Source organism: Treponema sp. R8-4-B8 (assembly GCF_054786175.1).
This window is the reverse complement of record NZ_BDHE01000004.1, coordinates 45,004-66,786: the sequence shown is the minus strand read 5'-3', so window position 1 is coordinate 66,786 and position 21,783 is coordinate 45,004. Positions and strand designations below refer to the sequence as shown.

At 42.9% G+C, this 21,783-nt stretch carries 8 protein-coding genes; 6 read left to right on the top strand and 2 right to left on the bottom strand.

Going from position 1 to position 21,783, the window contains the following annotated elements:
- Together ACYVRA_RS01365 and ACYVRA_RS01360 are read right to left on the bottom strand one after the other, a co-directional pair.
- On the bottom strand, positions 1 to 2,076 hold a 2,076-nt coding region (locus ACYVRA_RS01365; protein WP_461250954.1), incomplete at its 3' end, for an ATP-binding protein.
- The gene (locus ACYVRA_RS01360) at positions 2,073 to 3,758 is read right to left on the bottom strand and encodes a carbon starvation CstA family protein (RefSeq protein ID WP_461250953.1); all 1,686 of its coding nucleotides are present in this window, start codon (positions 3,756 to 3,758) and stop codon (positions 2,073 to 2,075) included. The genes ACYVRA_RS01360 and ACYVRA_RS01365, both read right to left, overlap by 4 nt.
- Before the next feature lie 229 nt (positions 3,759 to 3,987).
- Between ACYVRA_RS01360 and ACYVRA_RS01355 the strand changes: the two genes are divergently transcribed.
- The 6 genes from ACYVRA_RS01355 (at position 3,988) to ACYVRA_RS01330 (ending at position 21,773) form a co-directional block, all read left to right on the top strand.
- Positions 3,988 to 6,183, top strand: coding sequence for a methyl-accepting chemotaxis protein (locus ACYVRA_RS01355; protein WP_461250952.1), 2,196 nt, complete (start codon positions 3,988 to 3,990; stop codon positions 6,181 to 6,183).
- Between the two features lie 102 nt (positions 6,184 to 6,285).
- The gene (locus tag ACYVRA_RS01350) at positions 6,286 to 10,173 is read left to right on the top strand and encodes a response regulator (protein ID WP_461250951.1); all 3,888 of its coding nucleotides are present in this window, start codon (positions 6,286 to 6,288) and stop codon (positions 10,171 to 10,173) included.
- A gap of 111 nt (positions 10,174 to 10,284) precedes the next feature.
- On the top strand, positions 10,285 to 12,528 hold the full coding sequence (locus ACYVRA_RS01345; protein ID WP_461250950.1) for a methyl-accepting chemotaxis protein: 2,244 nt from the start codon (positions 10,285 to 10,287) through the stop codon (positions 12,526 to 12,528).
- Positions 12,528 to 13,547 (top strand): HD-GYP domain-containing protein, encoded by a 1,020-nt coding sequence (locus ACYVRA_RS01340; RefSeq protein WP_461250955.1) that lies wholly within the window; start codon positions 12,528 to 12,530, stop codon positions 13,545 to 13,547. The genes ACYVRA_RS01345 and ACYVRA_RS01340 overlap by 1 nt, the downstream gene beginning before the upstream one ends.
- Positions 13,547 to 18,031: an ATP-binding protein gene (locus ACYVRA_RS01335; RefSeq protein WP_461250949.1), complete on the top strand. Its 4,485-nt coding sequence runs from the start codon at positions 13,547 to 13,549 to the stop codon at positions 18,029 to 18,031. The genes ACYVRA_RS01340 and ACYVRA_RS01335 overlap by 1 nt, the downstream gene beginning before the upstream one ends.
- 4 nt (positions 18,032 to 18,035) lie before the next feature.
- Entirely contained in the window at positions 18,036 to 21,773 is a 3,738-nt protein-coding gene (locus ACYVRA_RS01330) for a response regulator (RefSeq protein WP_461250948.1), read from the top strand.
- Positions 21,774 to 21,783 lie beyond the last annotated feature (10 nt).

Genomic DNA, 21,783 nt, shown 5'->3' with positions numbered 1-21,783 from the left:
ACACCTTTCCACATCCTCGCGGAAAACGTTAGCTGTCATGGCTATTAGAGGGACTGTTTTCGCTCTTGGGTGGTCAAAGGCGCGGATAAGTTTTGTGGCTTCATAGCCGTCAACGCCGGGCATGTGAATGTCCATAAAAATAAGGTCAAAGGAATTGGGATAGGCGCAGAACAAGTCGTATGCTTTCTGCCCGTCTTCGGCTTCCGTTATTTCCAGCCCGAGAGGCTCCAATACGGTAATGACAATTTCACGGTTTATTTCAACGTCCTCTACAAGCAAAATCCGTTTCCCGCTGTAATCAGGCTCTTGTTCATCATCTCCCGCGTTATTCGTATCAGGGGCGTTATGCGCTTCTTTCGCGGGAGCGTCGGCAGTTTCCGCCTTTTGCGTTACATCGTTTACAATTTCCACGCGAATAGTAATGATAAAAGAGGCTCCCTTGCCAATTTCCGATTCCATCTTTATTTCGCCGTTCATAAGTTCTACAATCTTCTTGGAAATCGCGAGTCCTAGGCCGGTGCCGCCGAATTTCCGCCCTATGCTGGAATCTACCTGCACAAAAGAATCAAAGAGTTTATTTTGCTGTTCTTTTGATATGCCAATTCCCGTATCATTAATAATAATTTCCAAAACGCAGAAATCCCGCTCCTGATTCACCTTCCTTATAGAAAGAGAAATATCCCCGCCTTCAGGGGTGAATTTAACCGCGTTGCCCAAAAGGTTTGTGATAACCTGCGTAAGCCGCTGATCGTCTGTTTTTATCTTTTTAGGAAGGGCAGGGTCAAGATTAACGGTAAATTTTTGTTTTTTCTCTTCCAATCGGAATTCAAAAATATTAACCACCTTCCGTATCATGGCGGACAGTTCAAACTCGGTATATGAAAGCTCAAATTTATCCTCTTCAATTTTTGACATGTCAAGAATGTCATTGATAACCCCAAGCAGATGATTAGACGCGCTCTCCACTTTTTCAAGGCAGTAATCTTTACGCTCCAGTTCATTTGAATTCTTAGCGATGGCCGTCATGCCGATTATGGCGTTTAACGGCGTGCGGATTTCATGGCTCATGTTGGCGAGGAAGATGGACTTTGCCCTGCTTGCCTGCTCGGCGCGGTTCTTGGCTTCCAGAATGTCCGTCATGTCATGGAAAAGTATAAAAGCGCCTTGAAATTCGTCCTTGCTGTTGAACATCGGGGTAAAATGAATCTCATAGTGGCGGTTGTTTCCCTCGCCGCTAAAATCTAAAATACGCTCAAAAGTAACAGGTTTTTTGTTATATATTGAATTATTAAAATATGTGGTAATTTGATTAAGCATTTCATAATCCGTAAAAAGGCCGAAAACTTCATCATAGCTTGCTTTGCGTATATCTTCAAAACTTTTAATTTTTGCGCTTTTCAGGAAAGTTTTGGCGCAGTGGATAAGGCCGCTGTTTTTATCCATAAGCATAATAATATCGGGACTGTTGTCAAAAACTAAATTCATGTAACTGTCCTGGCGCGCCAGATAGCGGTCTTTAAAAGAACGGACAAATTCATAAACGACGGTAAGAAGCATTACAAAGAAATAAACGCCGCACAAAAGGACAGCTTCTTGAAAGGAATATCGGTATTTGGATAAACCGCCAAAAGTTCCAAATACGGCGGTTATTAAAATAAGCAGCGCTGGGATAAGTCCTACTGGAAGCCCCAGCGTAAAGATTGACATTAGCGGAAAAGAATAAATCCACAAGCTGGAAAGGCCGTTCATTTCGTATTTCGCGAAAATTGACACTCCGCAAAAAGCGCCGAAGATCGCCGTAATAATCAGGCCGCTTGTGTTAAAAGGCATTTCAGTGCGTAACAATAAAAGATTTAAAAAAGTCATAAAGCCCAGAATAACCGTAAGCAGCCCGTCGTCAACATTTCCTTTTTGCATGTCAATTACGCCCAGAGTGATGATTAAAATAGAGGCGATTGAATAGATGATGTTAAGGACTATGAGGCGGAGCATATTGTCCATGTTGCTCTCGTCCTGAAAACTTGAATACTTGCCGCTGGTTAAACAGGATATGATTATTTTTTTTATATTATTCATGATTGCCGGATAATTTCCTTATCATCACTTTTATTAAACAGCTTTACCGCGCAGGAAACCGCAACAAGAATTCCTAATACCAGTAAAAGAATGGCAATAAACATTTGAATACCGTCAACGGCGGGATTAAATTTGCCGTCTAATAGAAGCAGTATTTTATTTCTTATGTTTAAAGAAAGTGAAGTATAAGTGACAGCTAACATGATGACGGTTGGCGCTATAAGCATATATATTCGCCGTCCCGTCTTTTTAAAAAACAGCGTGCAGGCGATTAAAGTGAGCGCGGCAAGAAGCTGGTTTGCGGCGCCAAACAAAGCCCAGATGCTCTCATAACCCATTATCGCCAAAAGATACGCGGGCAGCAGGGTAAAGACGGAAGAAGCGGCCTTGTTTTTTAATATTTTTGCCCATAGTTTAGTTTCCTGTTTTTGTTCGTCAACTGAAAAAAGCTCCTGAAAAGAGAGCCGCCCCAATCGGGCGACCGTATCCAGCGTGGTAAGCACAAACGATGAAACCGCCAGCGACACTATGGTAAATGACACTTGATGTGGCAGCCCAAGCTGAGAAAGAAAGCCTGAAACCGCGGTTGCGAAAATGACCGGCGGAGTCCCTTCCGGCAACTTCCCGTTCCACGCGAGTGAGCCGACCGCGATAAGCGCAAGGACAGCCACGAGAGTTTCAACTAACATCGCGCCGTATGAAATTGGAAGCATGTGTTTTTCATTGCTTATCTGTTTGGACGCCGCTCCCGTGGCGACAAGCGAATGAAAGCCAGAAATAGCGCCGCAGGCAATGGTGACAAAAAGCCCCGGGAATAAAAGATTTCCTTTTATATTGAAGCCCGTAAACGCCGGGATAGAAATCGGCGGCGCGGTAAATACGACTCCGATAAATGCCGCCAGCAGCATGGCTATTAATAAGAAGGAATTAAGATAATTTCGGGGCTGGCCTAATGACCACACGGGAACAATCGAAGCGACAAAGATATAGGCGAATATAAGGTAGAACCAGACGGATTTTTCCATAAAAAAAGGAAAGTAAATCCCAAGGGCTATACAGATAATAAGAAGATCAACGGCGATGATGCCGCTTGCCAAATCGGAAGCCTTGCGCCTGCGGATGAATAAACCAAGAATTATTGCCGCTACTATAAAAAGGCTTGAACTTGACGCTACAGAGGCGTTTATTCCGTTACGCTCTCCAAGCTCGTTAAACCCGTCAAATGTGCCGGCTACTATGTCCGCAAAAGCCGCCGCGATAAGTATCGAAAAAAGCCAAACGAAAATCAAAAAAAGACGCTTGCCTGTTTTTCCCACATATAGCTCAATTACGTATCCGATTGACTTTCCCTTGTTTTTAACCGACGTGTAAAGAGCCGCAAAATCATGAACCGCGCCAAAGAAGACGCTTCCAAATAAAAGCCATAAAAGCGCCGGAACCCATCCGAACATTGCGGCGATAATTGGCCCGTTGATTGGCCCTGCTCCGGCGATAGACGCGAATTCATGCCCAAATAGCACAGCCCCTGAGGTGGGAACATATTCTTGGCCGTCTTCCATCTCGCAAGCCGGAGTTTTTCTGGACGGGTCTATTCCCCATTTTTTGGCAAGAAACCTGCCGTAAAGCAGATAGGCAATAAAAAGCGTAATTACGGAGATCAATAAAAGCAATAAGCCGTTCATTTCGTTAATTATATATAAAAACAGCTCTATTGTGAACTGTTATTTCTTCTTATTTCTTGGACACATCCATATTAATCTTATGGGAGAATAATTTTATGGTATTTGACATAAATATTATTGTATGATATTATAACATATAATGGATATTTACAGTTAAATTGGAGAAACAATGGAATAAGGCAGATATTATTTAATTATGCAATTTTAAAATAAAGTGAGGATAAATTGAATGAAAATCAAAATCAAGCTGAGCCTAATGGTAATCGCTATAGTAACGGTTATTGTGGTGGGAATTGCCTTGTTACTATTGCAGCAGGCGTCCGAAATAAGCAAAAGGCTGACCATACAGAGCATTAAAAATTTGGCCCGCACTAGGGCTGAATACTGGAAGGGCAGGGAAGACGGCAACTTAAAAATTATGAGAACCCTTGCCGACGTAATGGCGGATTATGAAGAGTTGCCAGTTGCAACCAGACGTGACAATTATGACGAAATGATGAAAAGTACTCTGCTTGCGAATGCCAATCTGAATACTGTTTACACTGTTTGGAAACCAAATGCCATTGACGGCAATGACGCCCGCAATATAGGCAAGGATGGTTCCACCCCCACAGGGCAGTATGCTTCCGCCTTTGACAGGGGAAATAACGGCCAGATAATACACAGAGTTACAGCGGATTTAGACGGGGCTATGGCCCATTTTAACAGCCCCAAAGCGCGTAACGACCGCGTTCTGCATCCGCAGCCATTTACTGTAAACGGAAAAGACACCTATGTGATAAGGCTTTTTGTTTCCATTCTTGATAAAAACACCAATGAAGTGGTAGGGGGCGTGGGCTGTTTTATAGATATCGACATTATACAACCTGTAGTACAGAACACGATAGACACCTACGAAGAAATTGTAGCTATGGCGATTTACTCCGGCAACGGGTTTATAATCGCGTGTTACCGTCCGGAGCGGATAGGAAAGATGCTGATCGACGCGGAAACGCATTACGGCAACTTTAGAGCCGCCGCCAATGACGCCGTTACCGCCGCAAAGGAATATGAATGTTCAAGTTATGCGCCATTGTTGCAGATGAACATGGAGAGCGTCCTGATTCCCATCAAAATAGGCACTTCGGACGTAACATGGACGATTATGATTGGGACTTCGGAAGATTATATATTGAAAGACGTGCGGGCGATACGGCGTTTTGTTTTTATTATAGCGGCGATAGCCATTATATTGGGGGCGGCAATCGTGTACTATGTCCTTGGCCGTGTTACTAAACCAATCGTTCAAGTAGCCGGCGTCCTTAAAATTGTAGCCGAAGGCGATTTGACGCGTACTGTCACTGTTAATACAAAAGACGAAATAGGCGATCTTTCCCGCGACTTCAGCTATACGGTTGGTAAAATTAAGGATATGATTAGCGGAATAAAAAAACAGATTGCAGTACTCCACGGAGTCGGCGATAATCTAGCGAGCAGCATGACCGAATCAGCGGCGGCAGTCAATGAAATTACAGCTAACATCCAAAGCATAAAAGACAGGATAATTAACCAGAGCGCCAGCGTTACGGAAACTAACGCGACTATGGAACAGGTATCTAAAAACATTGATAAACTTAATGAGCTTATTGAAAAACAAAATCTGGATATTACCCAATCATCATCCTCTATTGAGGAAATGGTAGCCACAATCAGTTCCGTTACGGATAATCTTGTTAAAAACTCAGCCAATATAAAGAAACTAAGCGAATCCTCAGAAACCGGACGCTCTGGACTGCAGGATGTCGCGCAGGACATTCAAGAAATAGCCCGCGAGTCAGAAGGACTTATGGAAATTAACGCGGTAATGGAAAACATCGCAAGCCAGACAAATTTGCTTTCGATGAACGCGGCGATAGAGGCGGCTCACGCTGGCGAGGCGGGTAAGGGTTTTGCCGTAGTCGCGGATGAAATCCGCAAACTGGCTGAAAGTTCCAGCGAGCAATCCAAGACCATAGGCAATGTTTTAAAGAAGATAAAAGCGTCGATGGACAAAATCAACGGTTCGACCGAGAACGTGCTTAAAGAGTTTGAGACCATTGACACAAATATCAAGAGTGTGGCGGAACAGGCTAACCAGATACGCACCGCAATGGAAGAAGAAGGAGAAGGTAGCAAACTTCTTCTGGGCGGCATCAATTCTTTAAATCATATTTCCGTTGAGGTAAAGGACCAATCAGAAGAAATGGCCAGCGAATCCAAGGAAGTAATTAATGAAAGCAGAAATCTTGAAAAGGCTACTCAGGAGATAACCTTAGGCATAAACGAAATGGCCGCTGGAGCTAACGAGATCAATATCGCCATACATCAGGTAAATGATACCGGAGTGCAAAACCGCGAATGTATCGACGCTTTATTTAAAGAAGTTTCGTGGTTTAAGGTGGAATAAGCGGCTTAAAGCTAAAGCTTAAAGTTTAAAGCTTTAGCTTTACGTTTTAAGGCATGGGAAAGAATCCGCCGGTAAAATAAGGTTTAAAGTAATAATATGCGTATGCCAAAATTAATTAATGAGCTTGTCATCAAATACAAATCGCGTTTTGAATCTTACGGCGAAGATTCAAGCCGCGAGACTTTTTACGGCGAGCTTAATTATTTATCCGGGAAAATTTTCTACATAGTTTTTATAACCTTATTTTTAATGCTGATCTATATTCCCGGCGACATAAAAATTCATCCCTTCCCCGCGCTTGCGATTTCAATTCATTTGGGGTATACGCTGTTAAGCGCAATCCTTATCGCGCTGCGGTTTACGAAACATTTTAAAGATCGGCCTTGTATTCTAATGATGGTTTTAACCGCGTATTTTTTCCTTGGAACTTCCGTCCTTACAGCGTCCTCAGGCTCTAATATCCACACATATATTGGCGCTCTTTCCGTAATACTGATGCTGCCCGTGTTCGCTCCGTTTCCCATAAAATTTAAAATTGCGAATATAGCGTTTGCGCTAATTGTATTTTTTTCGGTGTCGCGTATTTGCGGGATGGATTTCTCAGATTACGAGACAAGATATATTATTAACGACCTTATGGTAGCGGTAGCGGTTTCGCTTTTATTTTCCATAAGTCAGGACAAGCTGCGGCGAAAATCATGGGAAGTGCGAATAAATCAAAACAAATTAATGCAGGAAGCCAAAAATCGGGAAAATTTATTGGGCATGGTGAACAGCGCGGCCAATGTTTTGCTGTCTGTAAAGGATGATGAATCGTTTGAAACCGCGCTGTCAAAGAGTTTTAAACTTGTCGGCGACTGCATGGATGTTGACCGCGTTCAAATTTGGCGTAACGAAATTATCGACGGCGAAATGCATTTTGTCCGCCGTTTTGAATGGCTTAGCGATTATGGTTATAGAATAACGACTCCCGTAAGTTTGTATTTTCCCTACAGTTGGAAACCTGAATGGGAAAAGTTATTCCTGCGCGGAGGGCATATAAACGCGCCGTTTTCCGCGTTATCGCAGGATGATCAGGATTTCCTGCATCCGTATCAGCTAAAATCCATTGTAATTATTCCGATGTTTCTGGAACGGCAGATAGCCGGCGACAGGCGGAAGCAAACAGTTGACAGAAGGCAGGAATTAAAAAGGCGGAAATTTTCAGATGAAAACAGGCAGCTTTTTATTTATGACAGGCGGCTGTCAAAAGAAGACAGGCGGCAAATAATAGGAGACAGGCGGCGGACGAAAATTGACAGACGGCAGGCGACCGGCGACGAAGGCAGTTTTTGGGGATTTTTCAGCATTAACGACTGCAGAAAGGAGCGGGTATTTTCAGATGAGGAAATCCATATATTAACGTCCGTAGGCTTGTTGATGAGCAACGCCGTAAACAGAAACTTGCAGAACGCTAAAATTATAAAAGAAAGCGAGAAATCCCTTGCCATGAGCCATTGGTATAAATCAATTCTAAACGCCATACCGCTGCCAATATCGGTTACCGATGCGGACGCGAACTGGACTTTTATTAATTCGGCTGTTGAAAAATTGCTGTATGTTTCGCACAAAGACATTATTGGAAAACCATGCAGTTATTGGAAATCCAATATCTGCAATACGCGGGAATGCGGGATTGAATGCGCGAAGAGAGGCGAAAAATATACATATTTTTCTAATGAAGACTCGTCTTACGAGGTCAATGTGGAAATTCTTAAAAGTTTGGACAATAAAACGATAGGCTATATAGAAGTGATGCATGACGTTACCAATCTTAAGAAAATGGCGAAAAAACAAGCCGACGCTGAAGCGGCAAATAACGCTAAATCCGCGTTTCTGGCAAGGATGAGCCATGAAATTCGCTCGCCTATGAATGTGATTTTGGGCATCGCGGAAATGCAGTTGGATAAAGAAGGACTTTCACAGGATATGCGTGAAGCGTTGGCTAAAGTGTATGATTCAGGTTACCTGCTTCTTAGCATTATCAACGATATATTGGATTTGTCAAAAATAGAAGCAAACAAGATGGAACTGACGCCCGTTAATTATGACGTTGTAAACCTTATTAGCGATACCGTACAGCTTAATGTTATGCGCTTTGACAACAAGCCTATTCAATTTGAATTAAAGGCGGATGAGAATATTCCCGTAACGTTAATCGGCGATGAGCTTCGCATAAAACAAATATTAAATAATATCCTTACCAACGCGTTTAAATATACGGATAGCGGGAAGGTTTCGATGGCGGTCACGGCGGAAAATAAAATGTCAGAACAGGGAGAGGATACGCGAGTTATGCCGCGCATTATGCCAAGCGTTTTGCTTGTTTTCCGCGTAAGCGATACGGGACGCGGAATGACCAGCGAACAGGTTGCCAAGCTGTTTGACGAATATACCCGTTTTAATATGGAAGCCAACTACGCTACCGAAGGCACGGGACTTGGCATGAGCATTACAAAACGTCTGATTGATTTAATGGACGGCGAAATTATTGTAGAAAGCGAACTTGACAAGGGGTCTGTTTTTACCGTTAAGCTGCCGCAGGGGATTGTTCCAGGAGCGGAGGTGATTGGCAAGGAATTGGCGGAGAACATCAATATGTACAGCCGGGGAAAATCGGCGCGCGTGAAAAAATCGGCGCAAATTATCCGCGAATATATGCCATACGGAAAAGTATTGGTTGTAGACGATATGGAGCCGAATCTGTATGTGGCGCGCGGGCTTTTGTCCCCTTACGGATTGTCTATTGAAACCGTTTTAAGCGGAAAAGAAGCGGTTGAAAAAATTAAAGAAGGCTTAATATTTGACGTTATTTTTATGGATCACTTTATGCCGGAAATGGACGGCATAGAAACGGCGAAGATCATACGCGGCTTAGGTTACACGAAACCTATTATTGCCCTGACAGCTAACGCCATTGTCGGAAACGCGGAAATGTTCGCGGAAAACGGTTTTGACGGGTTTATTTCCAAACCGATTGACATACGTCAGCTTAATGAAATATTAAACAAACTGATACGCGACAATTTTCCTACCGAAACAGTTGAAGCCGCCAGGCGTCTAAAAGACAGCCTGATAAAAAAAACAGACGCTGTTAATCTGGATTTAAGCCATATAAAAGCGCTGGTGGTAGACGATTTCCTTCCTAATTTGAATGTGGCGGCCGGAATGTTACGCAAGTATAAAATGCAGGTAGATTGCGTGTTAGACGGGTATGAAGCCATAAAACGGGTAGAAAGAGGGGAACCGGTGTATGACATTATTTTTATGGATCATCAGATGCCGGATATCGACGGTATAGAAACGGCGCTCCAGATACGTTCTCTTGATACTGAGTACGCGAAAAATGTGCCGATTATCGCCTTGACTGCCGATGAGGCCGCTTTAGGCGGAGCCGTGGGCAAAGCCGTAGGCGGAGCCGCGGATAACGCTAAACCCGGACAAATATTTCTTGATAATGGTTTTCAGGATGTTTTATACAAGCCGCTTAGTTTTTCAAAAATAGACGCGTTTATTAAAAATTGGATTCGTGAGAAAATTACTAAAAGTATGGATATTTCTGAAAAGATGGAGAAGAAAATGGATATAGAAATACCGGGAATTGATAAAAATAAAATCATGGAACTGTATGACGGCGACATGGAGATTTTCCTTTCTGTTCTGCGTTCTTATCTTTCTGTCATACCGGCGGCATTGGTTAAAATGCGCTCCGTGTCCGAGCAAACATTGCCAGAGTACATAATAAGCGTACATGGCGTAAAAAGCACCAGCGAAAGCATTGGCGTAGAAACCGCGCGAAAAATGTCCGCGGAACTGGAAGCGTTGGCAAAAGCAGGCGACTTATCGGGAGTTTTAGCAAAGAATCAGGCTTGTATAAATTATATTGAGAAACTCTTGTCTGATATAGAGGCTTGGTTGAATCGTAATAAAAGTTTAAATTTTGATATTTAGCTTGAAAAACGGTAAATTTATACAAATTTCATGCAATTAATGGCTAAATATATTGATAAATACGCTAAATAGCCATTATACTATTAAAAACAATACATTAAGGGGCAGTTTATGAACAACAGTAAAAAATCCGGACGGTTAGGCCTGCAACTAAAATTATCAAGCATATCAATTACATTTATGCTTTTGGCGATTATCATTTTTTCGATCATTAGCATACGCGCGATACAGGAATCAAGCCTTGAAACCGCCGTTATCATGGGGAAAAACAAACTTACAAGCGATATGATTCACTTCGCGTATAGAGTGAATCTTGAATTTGGGCAATTAAGCCTTAAAGACGGCGATCTTACGGGAGAAAACGGCGTTTCTTTAAAGTATAATTATAATTTGATAGACGAATTAAGTACGGACCTTAACATAGCGGCGACTGTTTTTATCCGCGAAGGCGATGATTACCGCAGGATAACCACCAGTATTAAAGACAACGCCGGAAAACGGGCGGTGGATACAATGCTTGGAACAGGCAGCGCCGCGTATCCGTCCATACAATCCGGTAAAATGTATTCAGGGGAAGCGGTTATTCTTGGCAAAAAATATCTTACTGAGTATCAGCCGGTTTTAGCGCAGGGAAGCAAGGATGTTATAGGCATTTTGTTTATCGGCAACGAGATGACGGCTATAAACAAAGTTATCAGTAACAATGTGGTTAGCCAGGTAAAAATAATCGCGCTTATCGCGGTAGCGATTCTATTGGTTTCCGTACTGGTCAACACTATGAGTTACAAGTTTATTTTATTAAAGCCCATTAATACCGCGACCGGCATGCTCATGGAAATAGCCGAAGGCGAAGGGGATCTGACCAAACGGCTAAATGTGAAAAGCAAAGATGAAATCGGCGATATGGCCACGTATTTTAACAAAACATTCGAAAATATCAAGAATCTTATATCCATTATAAAACAAAAGGTAAACGCGCTTACTAATACCGGTTTGGAACTTTCCACAAATATGGAAAAAACAGGAACTGCCGTCTCGCAGATTTCAACGCAGTTTGAAAGCATGAAAGGCCTTGTAGCACAGCAGGAAAATGAAGCGAAAGAAGCGGACAAAGCGGGCGACAATATCAAGATTAATATCGCGAACCTTAACAAGCTTATAGAAGAACAAGCTGAAAGCGTTAATACCTCGTCTTCAGCCATTGAAGAAATGACAGCTAACATTAATTCAGTAACCAAAACATTGGTGGAGAACGGCAAAAATGTCAGCGCTTTGGCGGAAGCGTCCGAAATCGGCAAGACCGGGCTTCAGGCGGTGGCGCAGGAAATACAGGAAATCGCGCAGGAGTCCGAAGGGCTTTTGGAAATTAACGCGTTAATGAACAGCATCGCCGCCCAGACGAACTTGCTTTCCATGAACGCCGCTATTGAGGCGGCCCACGCCGGAGAAGCGGGGAGGGGCTTTGCCGTAGTCGCCGACGAGATCCGTAAACTTGCCGAATCATCAAGCGGGCAGTCGAAAACCACAACCTCTATGCTGAAAAAGATAAAGGCTTCCATAGACAACATTACCAAATCCTCCAACGACGTGCTTGCCCGTTTTGGCGCCATAGACTCAGGCGTAAAAACGGTATCGGAACATGAGCAAAATATCCGTAATTCAATGCAAGAGCAGGAAGAAGGCGGAAAGCAATTGCTGGAATCCGTTGACCGCCTGAAAGACATTACCGTATCGGTTAGAAAAGGCGCGGAAAATATGGCGCAGTCGGGCGGGGACCTTGTAAATAAAACCGATGAATTTATAAAGATAAGCAATCAGGTTGTAGGCGGCATGAACCAAATTGTAAGCGGCGCCATGTCTCAAATAAAGATCGCGGTTGACAATGTAAATGAAATGAACGCGGAAAACAACCGTAACTTTGAAAATCTAAAAACAGAAACTGAAAAGTTTAAGGTTCAAACCGGCAATGAAAAGAAAATAGTTCTGGCGGTGGATGATGAACAGCCTCATCTTGTCGCGGTCAAAGGAATGTTGGAAAAAGACTATGAAGTTATTACCGCCGCTTCGGGTCATGAAGCCTTAAAATTATTCTATCAAGGCCTTGTTCCCCATGTAATTTTGCTGGATTTAATTATGCCGGGTATGGACGGATGGGATATTTATCAAAGGATAAAGCAAATCAGCAACTTGCATTCTGTCCCAATAGCCATTTATTCTTCATCGGATGATCCGTCTGACAAAGCCAAAGCTAAGGAAGTTGGAGCGGTTGATTTTATCAAAAAACCATGCAATAAAGATGAACTTTTGTCCAAGATAAAATTAATTATTGAAAAATACGCTGATTCGGTTAAGTGATGAAAACTATCTTTGCCGTAGACGACAGTGATACTAATTTATCATTAGTAAAAAAAACGCTGGAAAACCATTATCGTATATTTACGATGCCGTCGGCGGTAAAGATGTTCTCGCTTTTAGAAAAAATTACGCCGGATTTGATCCTGCTTGATATAGAAATGCCCGATACGGACGGCTCTGAAGCTTTACAAGTATTAAAGTCCAATCCTTTATACGCGGATATTCCCGTTATATTTCTTACAAGTTATTCAGACGATGAAATTGAAGCCAGCGGCTTTGAATTGGGCGTGGTGGATTTTGTCACAAAACCGTTTTCTTCGCACGTATTGCTGAACCGCATAAAAACGCATTTGGATATTGACGAGCTTATACGCGAGCGCACGGCCCGAATTGAGCGGATGCAAAACGGCATTGTAACCGTTTTAGCGGATGTGGTTGAAGAACGCGACGAAGAGACAGGCGGGCATAATGACAGAACGGCGGCGTATGTTAAAATACTGATAGAAGGGATGCTAAAATACGGCGTGTATGCCGATGAAATGCGCGAATGGAATATGGAAAAAGTAGTTTCAGCCGCCAGATTGCATGATTTGGGAAAGATACATGTAAAAGACGCTATTTTAAATAAGCCCGGCAAATTGACCGTTGAGGAATATGAACAAATAAAACTCCACCCCATGGAAGGAGCGCGGATAATCGACAGAATGATTAGTCAGATTGGCGAAGATGAATATTTGTCTAACGCTAAGTTATTTGCGGAATACCACCATGAACGATGGGACGGCAAAGGTTATCCGCATGGGCTTAAAGAAATGGAGATTCCGTTGCAGGGGCGCATATTGGCGATTGTTGACGTATATGACGCGGTTGTTTCCAAACGGGCGTATAAAGAACCGGCTACTGACGAAGAAGCGGCCAAAATTATCGAGGAGGGATACGGCAAATCTTTTGACCCGAAAATTGTAGAAGTATTTCTTAAGGTAAAAGATCAAATTAAAGCTGTCAGAGGAGCTTTGTAATGGGTTCTTTTTTTAAGAAATTGCGGAAACTGCGTTTTCAAGCGCAGGTAGCGGCAATTTTCTTAGCCTTTGCGCTGATGGTGGTTACGACTTATTTTTTTGTAAGCAGAATTGAAGACGAAAATTTGCGGAAAATGGTAAAAGAATCTATTTCCTATACTGAAGCCAACATTAAAGCCGCCATGCTGGAACCGGAAACGATATTAGCGGGTATAGCTCAGACAATACGCGGCATGATTATGTGGGGAAATGGCGCGGAAGCGATACAGGAATATATACTGTATATCAACAGTTATGTGCAAAGTAATGTAGAAAACCGCCTATCAGGCGTAATTGGTTTTTATGGAATTTTTGACGCTAACGGCAAAAAATTCACCGCCGGAAACGCGGGGTATTTTCAAACTGAAAACGGCGAGTTGGAGAACCGTTTATGGTATAAGGCGGCCGTCGAGGCAAACGGCGAGATAGGAATTACCCAGCCGTATTTTGACGGCGCTTCCCCAAGAGGCCGCATTACATTTTCCCGCCGTATTTTTAACGGAAACGGCGCGGCGTTGGGCATCGTTTGCCTGGAAATGAATTTCGATAAGATTGGAGAACTTGCCGTTAATACGCCTTTTTCCAAAGAAAGCCTTGGATTTATGTTAAGCGAAAACCTGATGATAATAGCCCATCATGAATCTTCAATGCTTGGCAAGGCTTTACATGACGTTAATATCGGTATTGCCTCCTCAATCGTTGAATTGGAACATCAGGGTTTTGTTTCTGAATTTAAAACAACTAATTACAGGGGCGTTAAAAGCGTTCTCTTTATTGAAAAACTTTTTAACGGCTGGTACATCGGAGTTATAACGCCCGAAGACATGTATTACCGCAGCACAAGAAACCTTGCCTTGATTCTTATCACTCTGGGTACGGTACTGTCGGTTTTGCTGTCTATTATATTGCTGCGTATTTCCGCGGAGAGAAACAATGTCGAGGAACGTTTAAGAGTTCTGTTTAACGCCACGCCTTTAAGCGCAAATATTCTAAAAAGTAATTATAAGTTTATTGACTGTAATGAGAGCGCGCTTAATCTGTTTGAATTGTCAAACAAACAGGAATATTTTGAAAAATTTTATCTGCTTTCCCCTGAATATCAGCCGGACGGGAGTCCGTCAGCCAAGAAAATGATAGAGAATATTGAAAGAACGCTTTCTGAAGGTTACTACTGTTTTACGTGGATGCACCAAAAGCTTAATGGGGAGCAGATACCCTGTGATATTACGGGAGTGCGCGTTAATTTTAATAACGAATATGCTTTAGCCTTTTATCTGCGCGACTTGCGCGAATTAAAACAAATGATGGACAAAATTGACAGCCGGGAACATTTATTAAATACGGTAAACGCCGCGGCTAATATCCTTTTGTCCATCAAAGATGAAAAATCTTTTAGCTCATCGCTGATAAAGAGTTTTGAACTTTTAGGATACTGTCTGGACGTGGACCGCGTTCATATTTGGAGTTATGAGCTTATTGACGACGAATGGTGTTTTGCCGTCAAATACGAATGGCTTAGCGATTATGGCAGGGTATGCAAACAAATCCCTGAAGGTTTTCATGTTTCTGAAAAGGAAAAACCGGGATGGAAAAAATTATTTTTACGCGGCGACCATATAAACTCGCCTCTGTCGGCGCTGCCGGAAAGCGAGAGGGACTTCTTTAGTACTTATAGAATACAGGCCATCGTCGCTATCCCGATGTTTATGGAAAATAATTTTTGGGGTTTCTTCAGCATAGACGACTGCCGGCGGGAACGGCTATTTTCAAATGATGAAATACGCATATTAACATCCGTAGCTTTGATGATGAGTAACGCAATTAACCGCAACCTGCAAACCAACAAACTGCGCGAAGCGGATAAACGGATGCACGCCATGTTTGATTCCGCCCCTATTGGAACAAATTTTTGGGACAATAATTGTTATCTTATCGACTGCAACATGGAATTGGTAAAAATGTTTGAACTGACAAGTAAAGATGAATATTGCGAAAGGTTTTATGAGTTTTCTCCTGAATATCAGCCGGATGGCAGCCTGTCAAGAAAGAAGGCGTATGAATATGTAAAAAAAGCTTTTGACGAAGGTTACTGCCGTTTTGAATGGATGCACCAAAAATTAAATGGAGAAATTATACCCTGCGATATTACCCTTGTACGCAATGAGTATGACGATAAATTTATTGTTACGGGATATACATACGATTTACGCGAGTTAAGAAAGATAGTCACGCAAATGAACGCGTCCAAGAAGTCGCTCAACATTATGGAAAATATTTTGAATGGCATTGACGCGGTAGTCTATGTTACCGTTCCCGATACGGGAGAAATTCTTTTTGTAAATGATTACATGAAAAAGGAATTAAATCTGGGATCGGATTGTATTGGGCAAATGTGTTATAAAGTTATTCAGAATACCGATAAAAAATGCGAATTTTGCCCCTGTTACAAACTTGACAAAGAGCCGGAAAGTACAATCGTATGGGAAGCGCACTACACCGGAACAAAACGCATTTACCGCTGTATGGACAGGTACATAGAATGGTATGACGACAGAACCGTCCATATTCAACATGCTATTGATATGACTGAAATGATTGCCGCAAAAGAATCCGCCGAACAGAGCAACCGTTACAAAAGCCAATTTTTATCCCGTATGAGCCACGAAGTACGCACGCCTATGAACGCGATTCTTGGCATTACGGAAATACAAATGCAAAACGGAAAGCTTCACGCCGATACTAAGGAAGCTCTTAGTAAAATCAGCGCTTCAGGTTATTTGCTGCTTGGCATTATCAATGACATATTGGACATGTCTAAAATAGAAGCCGGCAAGTTGGAACTTGCTCATCTTCCCTACGATGTCGCGAGCCTTATCGGCGATTCAATGAATATGAATATTTACAAGTACGATTATAAGCCGATTGAATTTAGCCTTGTTGTGGATGAAAATATTCCCATACAATTGATAGGCGACGAACTAAGAATAAAGCAAATTTTAAATAACCTGCTTTCCAACGCTTATAAATACACTGATAAAGGCAGTATTGCCATGTCGGTCGCCGCCGAATACCCTCAGCAGAAAGGCTCTGACCAAATAACGCTTGTGTTCCGCATAGCTGACACGGGACAGGGCATGACCCGCGAACAGATGGACAAGCTGTTTGACGAATATACCCGCTTTAATATGGAAACTAACCGCGCCGTAGAGGGTACGGGGTTGGGCATGAACATTACAAATAATCTTGTCAAATTGATGAACGGCGCGATTTCCGTAGAAAGCGAAGTTGATAAAGGTTCCGTATTTACCGTGCGCCTGCCTCAGGATATCGCGGACTCAAGCTTGTTAGGCAAAGAAACGGCTGAAAACCTTATGCAGTTTCATCATTTACAAACGCGGCAGTCGAATAAAACGTCGCAATTGGTTCGCGAGTATATGCCCTACGGCAGGGTTCTGATTGTAGACGATATGGAAACAAACCTGTATGTCGCACGCGGGCTTATGGCGCCATACTGCCTGTCGCTTGAAACCGCCACAAGCGGGTTTATAGCGATAGATAAAATAAAAGCAGGCTCTTCTTTTGATATAATATTTATGGACCATTTCATGCCTAAAATGGACGGCATTGAAACAGTAAAAATTATACGTGAATTGGGGTATACTAAACCCATAATCGCTTTAACGGCGAATGCCTTGGCTGGAATGGAGGAGATGTTCAAGGCTAACGGGTTTGACGGCTTTATTTCCAAACCGATAGATATACGCCAGCTGAACTTTTATTTAAATAAATTTATACGCGATAAGTATCCGCCTGAAGTGGTTAAAGCGGCTCAGAAACAGGCGGCTTTTATCAAAACATCCTCAGATACGAAAGAAAAACAGTCGTCCGACGAAGGGTTAAAGACAGTTTTCTTGCGCGACGCTAAGAAAGCGCTTGAAAGATTGACTATGATGCGTGATAACGCGTATCGCAGAGAGGATGATATTAAGCAGTTTATTGTTAATACCCACGCGATGAAAAGCACGCTCGCGAATATTGGCGAAACCGCTCTTTCCGCCGACGCTTTTGAATTGGAAAAGGCGGGAAGAGAGGAAAATATGCCTGTAATATTGGAAAAAACCCCGCTATTTTTGGAGGAATTAAAGAAAGTAATAGAAAAATTAGAGCCAAATGAGAATGATATAGATGAAGAGCGGGAGGATTCAGAATATGACATGGAGTTTTTAGGTGAAAAACTGCTTGTTGTTCAAAAAGCATTCGGGGAGTATGATGAACAAAGCGCCAATATCGCGCTGAAGGAATTGTTACAGAGAAAATGGCCGCGTTCAGTTAATGAATTTCTGACCGCCATTTCTGAGTATTTGCTGCATAGTGATTTTGACGAAGCTGTAAACATTATTGGGAGTTATATAGAAAATAATATCCCACAATCTGTTAAAGGATAAATATATGTCAATATTTAACGAGTTGATTAAAAAAATTAATTCAAAAAAAGAAGCGGCGGGAAAAAAGGGCAAGAGCGTCATAATTGGAAAGAAGGCTTTATCCGACCGCCGCGCCGCAATTGTTGAAGCTTTGACCAAATCAATTGAGATATTTTCAGCCAATCAGGAAAAAACATTTGAAGAAGTAATGACCGTCGGCATACGGCCTTTTGCGGACGCTGTCGGGCTTGATCGCGTAGTCTTTTATATGATGGTTGACGTTGAAGGCGGTAAACGTCTTGGGCAGGTTTACCGCTGGGACAAGTCGAAAGGCGGTTTGATGTCTCTCGCCGATGAACTGCGGATTTTACCCAATATCCCGGTTCTGGAACAATGGATAACGGTCGCGCAGAAAGGCGAACATGTAAGAATGCGGAAAAGAGATTATAACGAAGACCAGGCGGCTTTTTTGGACGTGTATGGCATTAAATCAATACTGATGATGCCCGTTTTTACGCATGGTGATTTATGGGGAATTGTAACCTTTCAGGATCATAACAATGACCGTTATTTTGACGATGGCTGCGTTGATTTATTCCGCGCTGCGGCGCGAATATTCTCCAACGCGGTTATCAGGGCGGATACGGAACACGCCGCCAAAAGAGCCATTGAAACGCTTAAGCGCCGCGAAAAAATGGCTGATACGCTGAACAGAGCGGCGGTAATATTTCTCTCGAACAGTAAAGAAAAATTTGAGGAAACCATGACGGCTGGCGTGAAAGAAATCGCCGACGTGTTTGATTTGGACAGATTTTCAATTTGGCGTAACTTTGTCATGCCTGACAGATTACACGTATCGCAGATATACCGCTGGGACAGGGAATCAGGCGGCACTACAATACCGACTAAAGGGCTAGAGAATGTCACTTATGAGCAGTTAGCTCCGCGTTGGGAGAAACTTTTATCTTCAGGCGAGACGATTAACAGCCCTGTCAGCCTTCTGCCAGAAGCGGATATGTTGCGGTCATTCGGCTCAGTAACCGTGTTTGTAACGCCGTTATTTTTTAATAAATCTTTTTGGGGTTTTGCCCTTCTTGAAGACCGCCACAGTGAGCGCTCTTTTGAAGAAGACAGCGTTGATATGATGCGCTCGGCGGCGTTCCTGTGCGCGAATACCGTCATACGTTCTGAAATGGAGCGCACTATAGTCGATGTAAACGAATTTAACCGCGCAGTGCTTGACGCTTCGCCGCTTGGCTTTACAGTTTTTGACGAGAACGCCCGCGTTATTGACTGCAACGACATTACTTTAAAAGCATTGGGGACGACAAAGGAATACTATCTTGATCACTTTTACGAATTCTCGCCCGAATATCAGGATGATGGTAAGAAATCCACAGATAAGGTGGCGGATGTAATTAGCAGGGCGCTGAACGGTGAAAAGTTGGTTCTGGAATGGATAAATATTACCACAGAGAAAAGGCCTGTTCCTTACGAAGTTACGCTGACGCGCACAAAGTATAACGGAAAGTATGTGGTGATGGGGTATCAATACGATCTGCGTAATTTTAAAAGTTTGGAAAAAAACATACAAGTACAAAGCGAATTGCTTAAAATCAGGCTTGAACAGCAGGAATTGATATCTGAAATATCAAGAGGCTTTATTTCATCCGGCGATTCGGAAAACTATGTAAGGGAAGCCATTTCAAAATTAGGGCGTTACCACAAAGTTTCGCTGGTGTATATTTACGGAATTGATTACAACCGTAAAAACACCTATCTGGCGTATCATTGGGTTGCGGATAACACCCCTCCGCAGCCGGCGCAATTTGATCTGTTGTCCGTAATCAGGTCGTATTTTCCCGAACGGCTGCCCGACTACACTACAACGGCGGTGGTTTTCAGCGATGATATCGCGAACAGTTCAAACGAATCTTTCCGCCCTATGCTGTCTGTTGACGTGCAGGCTTTTATCGCAGCCCCTCTTTACGTCGAAGGCCGTTTGTGGGGGATTTTAAGCGTCGAACAAAAGTCCGTACCGCGCCAGTGGACGAGCGTGGAGAAAAATTTCGTCGGCATGATAGCAAGCACCATCGCGGGCGTAATCATGCGCGACATTTATAACACAAAACTCAGGGACGCGCTTCACAAGGCGACGCAGGCAAGCAAGGCGAAAGGGGAGTTCCTTTCAAACATGAGCCACGAGATGCGTACTCCTATGAACGCTATTATCGGCATGACGACAATCGGAAAAAACGCGAAGGACATAGAACACAAAGATTACGCCTTAGGCAAAATAGAAGACGCGTCAACTCACCTGCTTGGCGTTATTAACGACGTGCTTGACATGTCAAAAATTGAAGCGAACAAGATGGAATTATCTCCCGCTGAGTTTGTTTTTGATAAAATGCTTCAAAAAGTTTCTACTGTAATAAATTTCCGCATGGACGAAAAAAAGCAGAAGTACTACGTGCATGTCGATAAAGACATTCCCAAATCAATGATTGCCGACGACCAGCGGCTGGCGCAAGTCATTACAAACCTTTTGAGTAACGCGGTAAAGTTCACGCCGGAAGAAGGCTCCATCACTCTTGACGCTAAATTTTTAGGTGAAGAGAACGGGCTTTGCACTATTCAAGTCTCCGTAAAAGACTCAGGGATAGGCATAAGCCGCGAACAGCAAAAACGCCTGTTCAGTTCTTTTCAACAGGCGGAAAGCAGCACTACGCGCAAGTTCGGAGGCACCGGGCTGGGTCTTGCCATTTCAAAAAGCATTGTGGAAATGATGGGCGGCAAGATTTGGATTGAATCCGAAGTCGGAAAAGGAGCCGCTTTTATTTTTACCGTTCAAGTTAAGCGCGGCACGACAAATGAAAAGCAAAGTCTTTTGCCCGCTGAAATTAATTGGGACAATATCCGTATCATCGCGGTAGACGACGACCCGGAAATATTATCGTATTTCAAGGAAATAGCGCAGGGTTTCAACATATCGTGTGACACCGCTAAAGATGGCAATGAAGCTCTTTCTTTAATGGAACAGCAAGGCGGTTTTGATATTTATTTTATTGATTGGAAAATGCCAGATATGGACGGCATACAGCTGGCGCGTGAAATAAAGGCGAGAAAGGCGGAAAATTCCGTAATTGTTATAATTTCTTCCGACGATTGGAGTTCCATTGAAGCAGAGGCGAAAAAGGCCGGCGTTGACAAATTCATGTCCAAGCCGTTGTTTGCCTCTACGCTTGCGGAAATTATTAATGAATGTCTTGGCATAGACGAAGATCAGTCTAAGGAAAGACAAATTGATATCAATGGCATTTTTGCCGGACACCGCGTTTTACTTGTTGAAGATATGGAAATTAACCGCGAAGTCGTAATGGCGCTGCTTGAACCGACTCAGTTAGATATAGATTGCGCTGAAAACGGAATGGAAGCGGTGCGGATGTTCAAAGAAAATCCGGACAGATACGCGTTAATTTTCATGGATATACAAATGCCCGAAATGGACGGCTATGAAGCGACAAGGCGCATCAGGGTTATAGAATCAGACCTGGATATTAACGATTCCATCAAAGGGAAACTTGACAACAACGGAAGCGATAATCAAAATTTCCGTAAGCAAATTCCGATTATCGCCATGACAGCTAACGTCTTCCGCGAGGACATTGAAAAATGCCTTGACGCGGGAATGGACGACCATGTTGGCAAACCGATTGATTTTGAAGAAGTCATGGAAAAATTAAGAAAATATTTGCTGGAATAAGGAATACTGG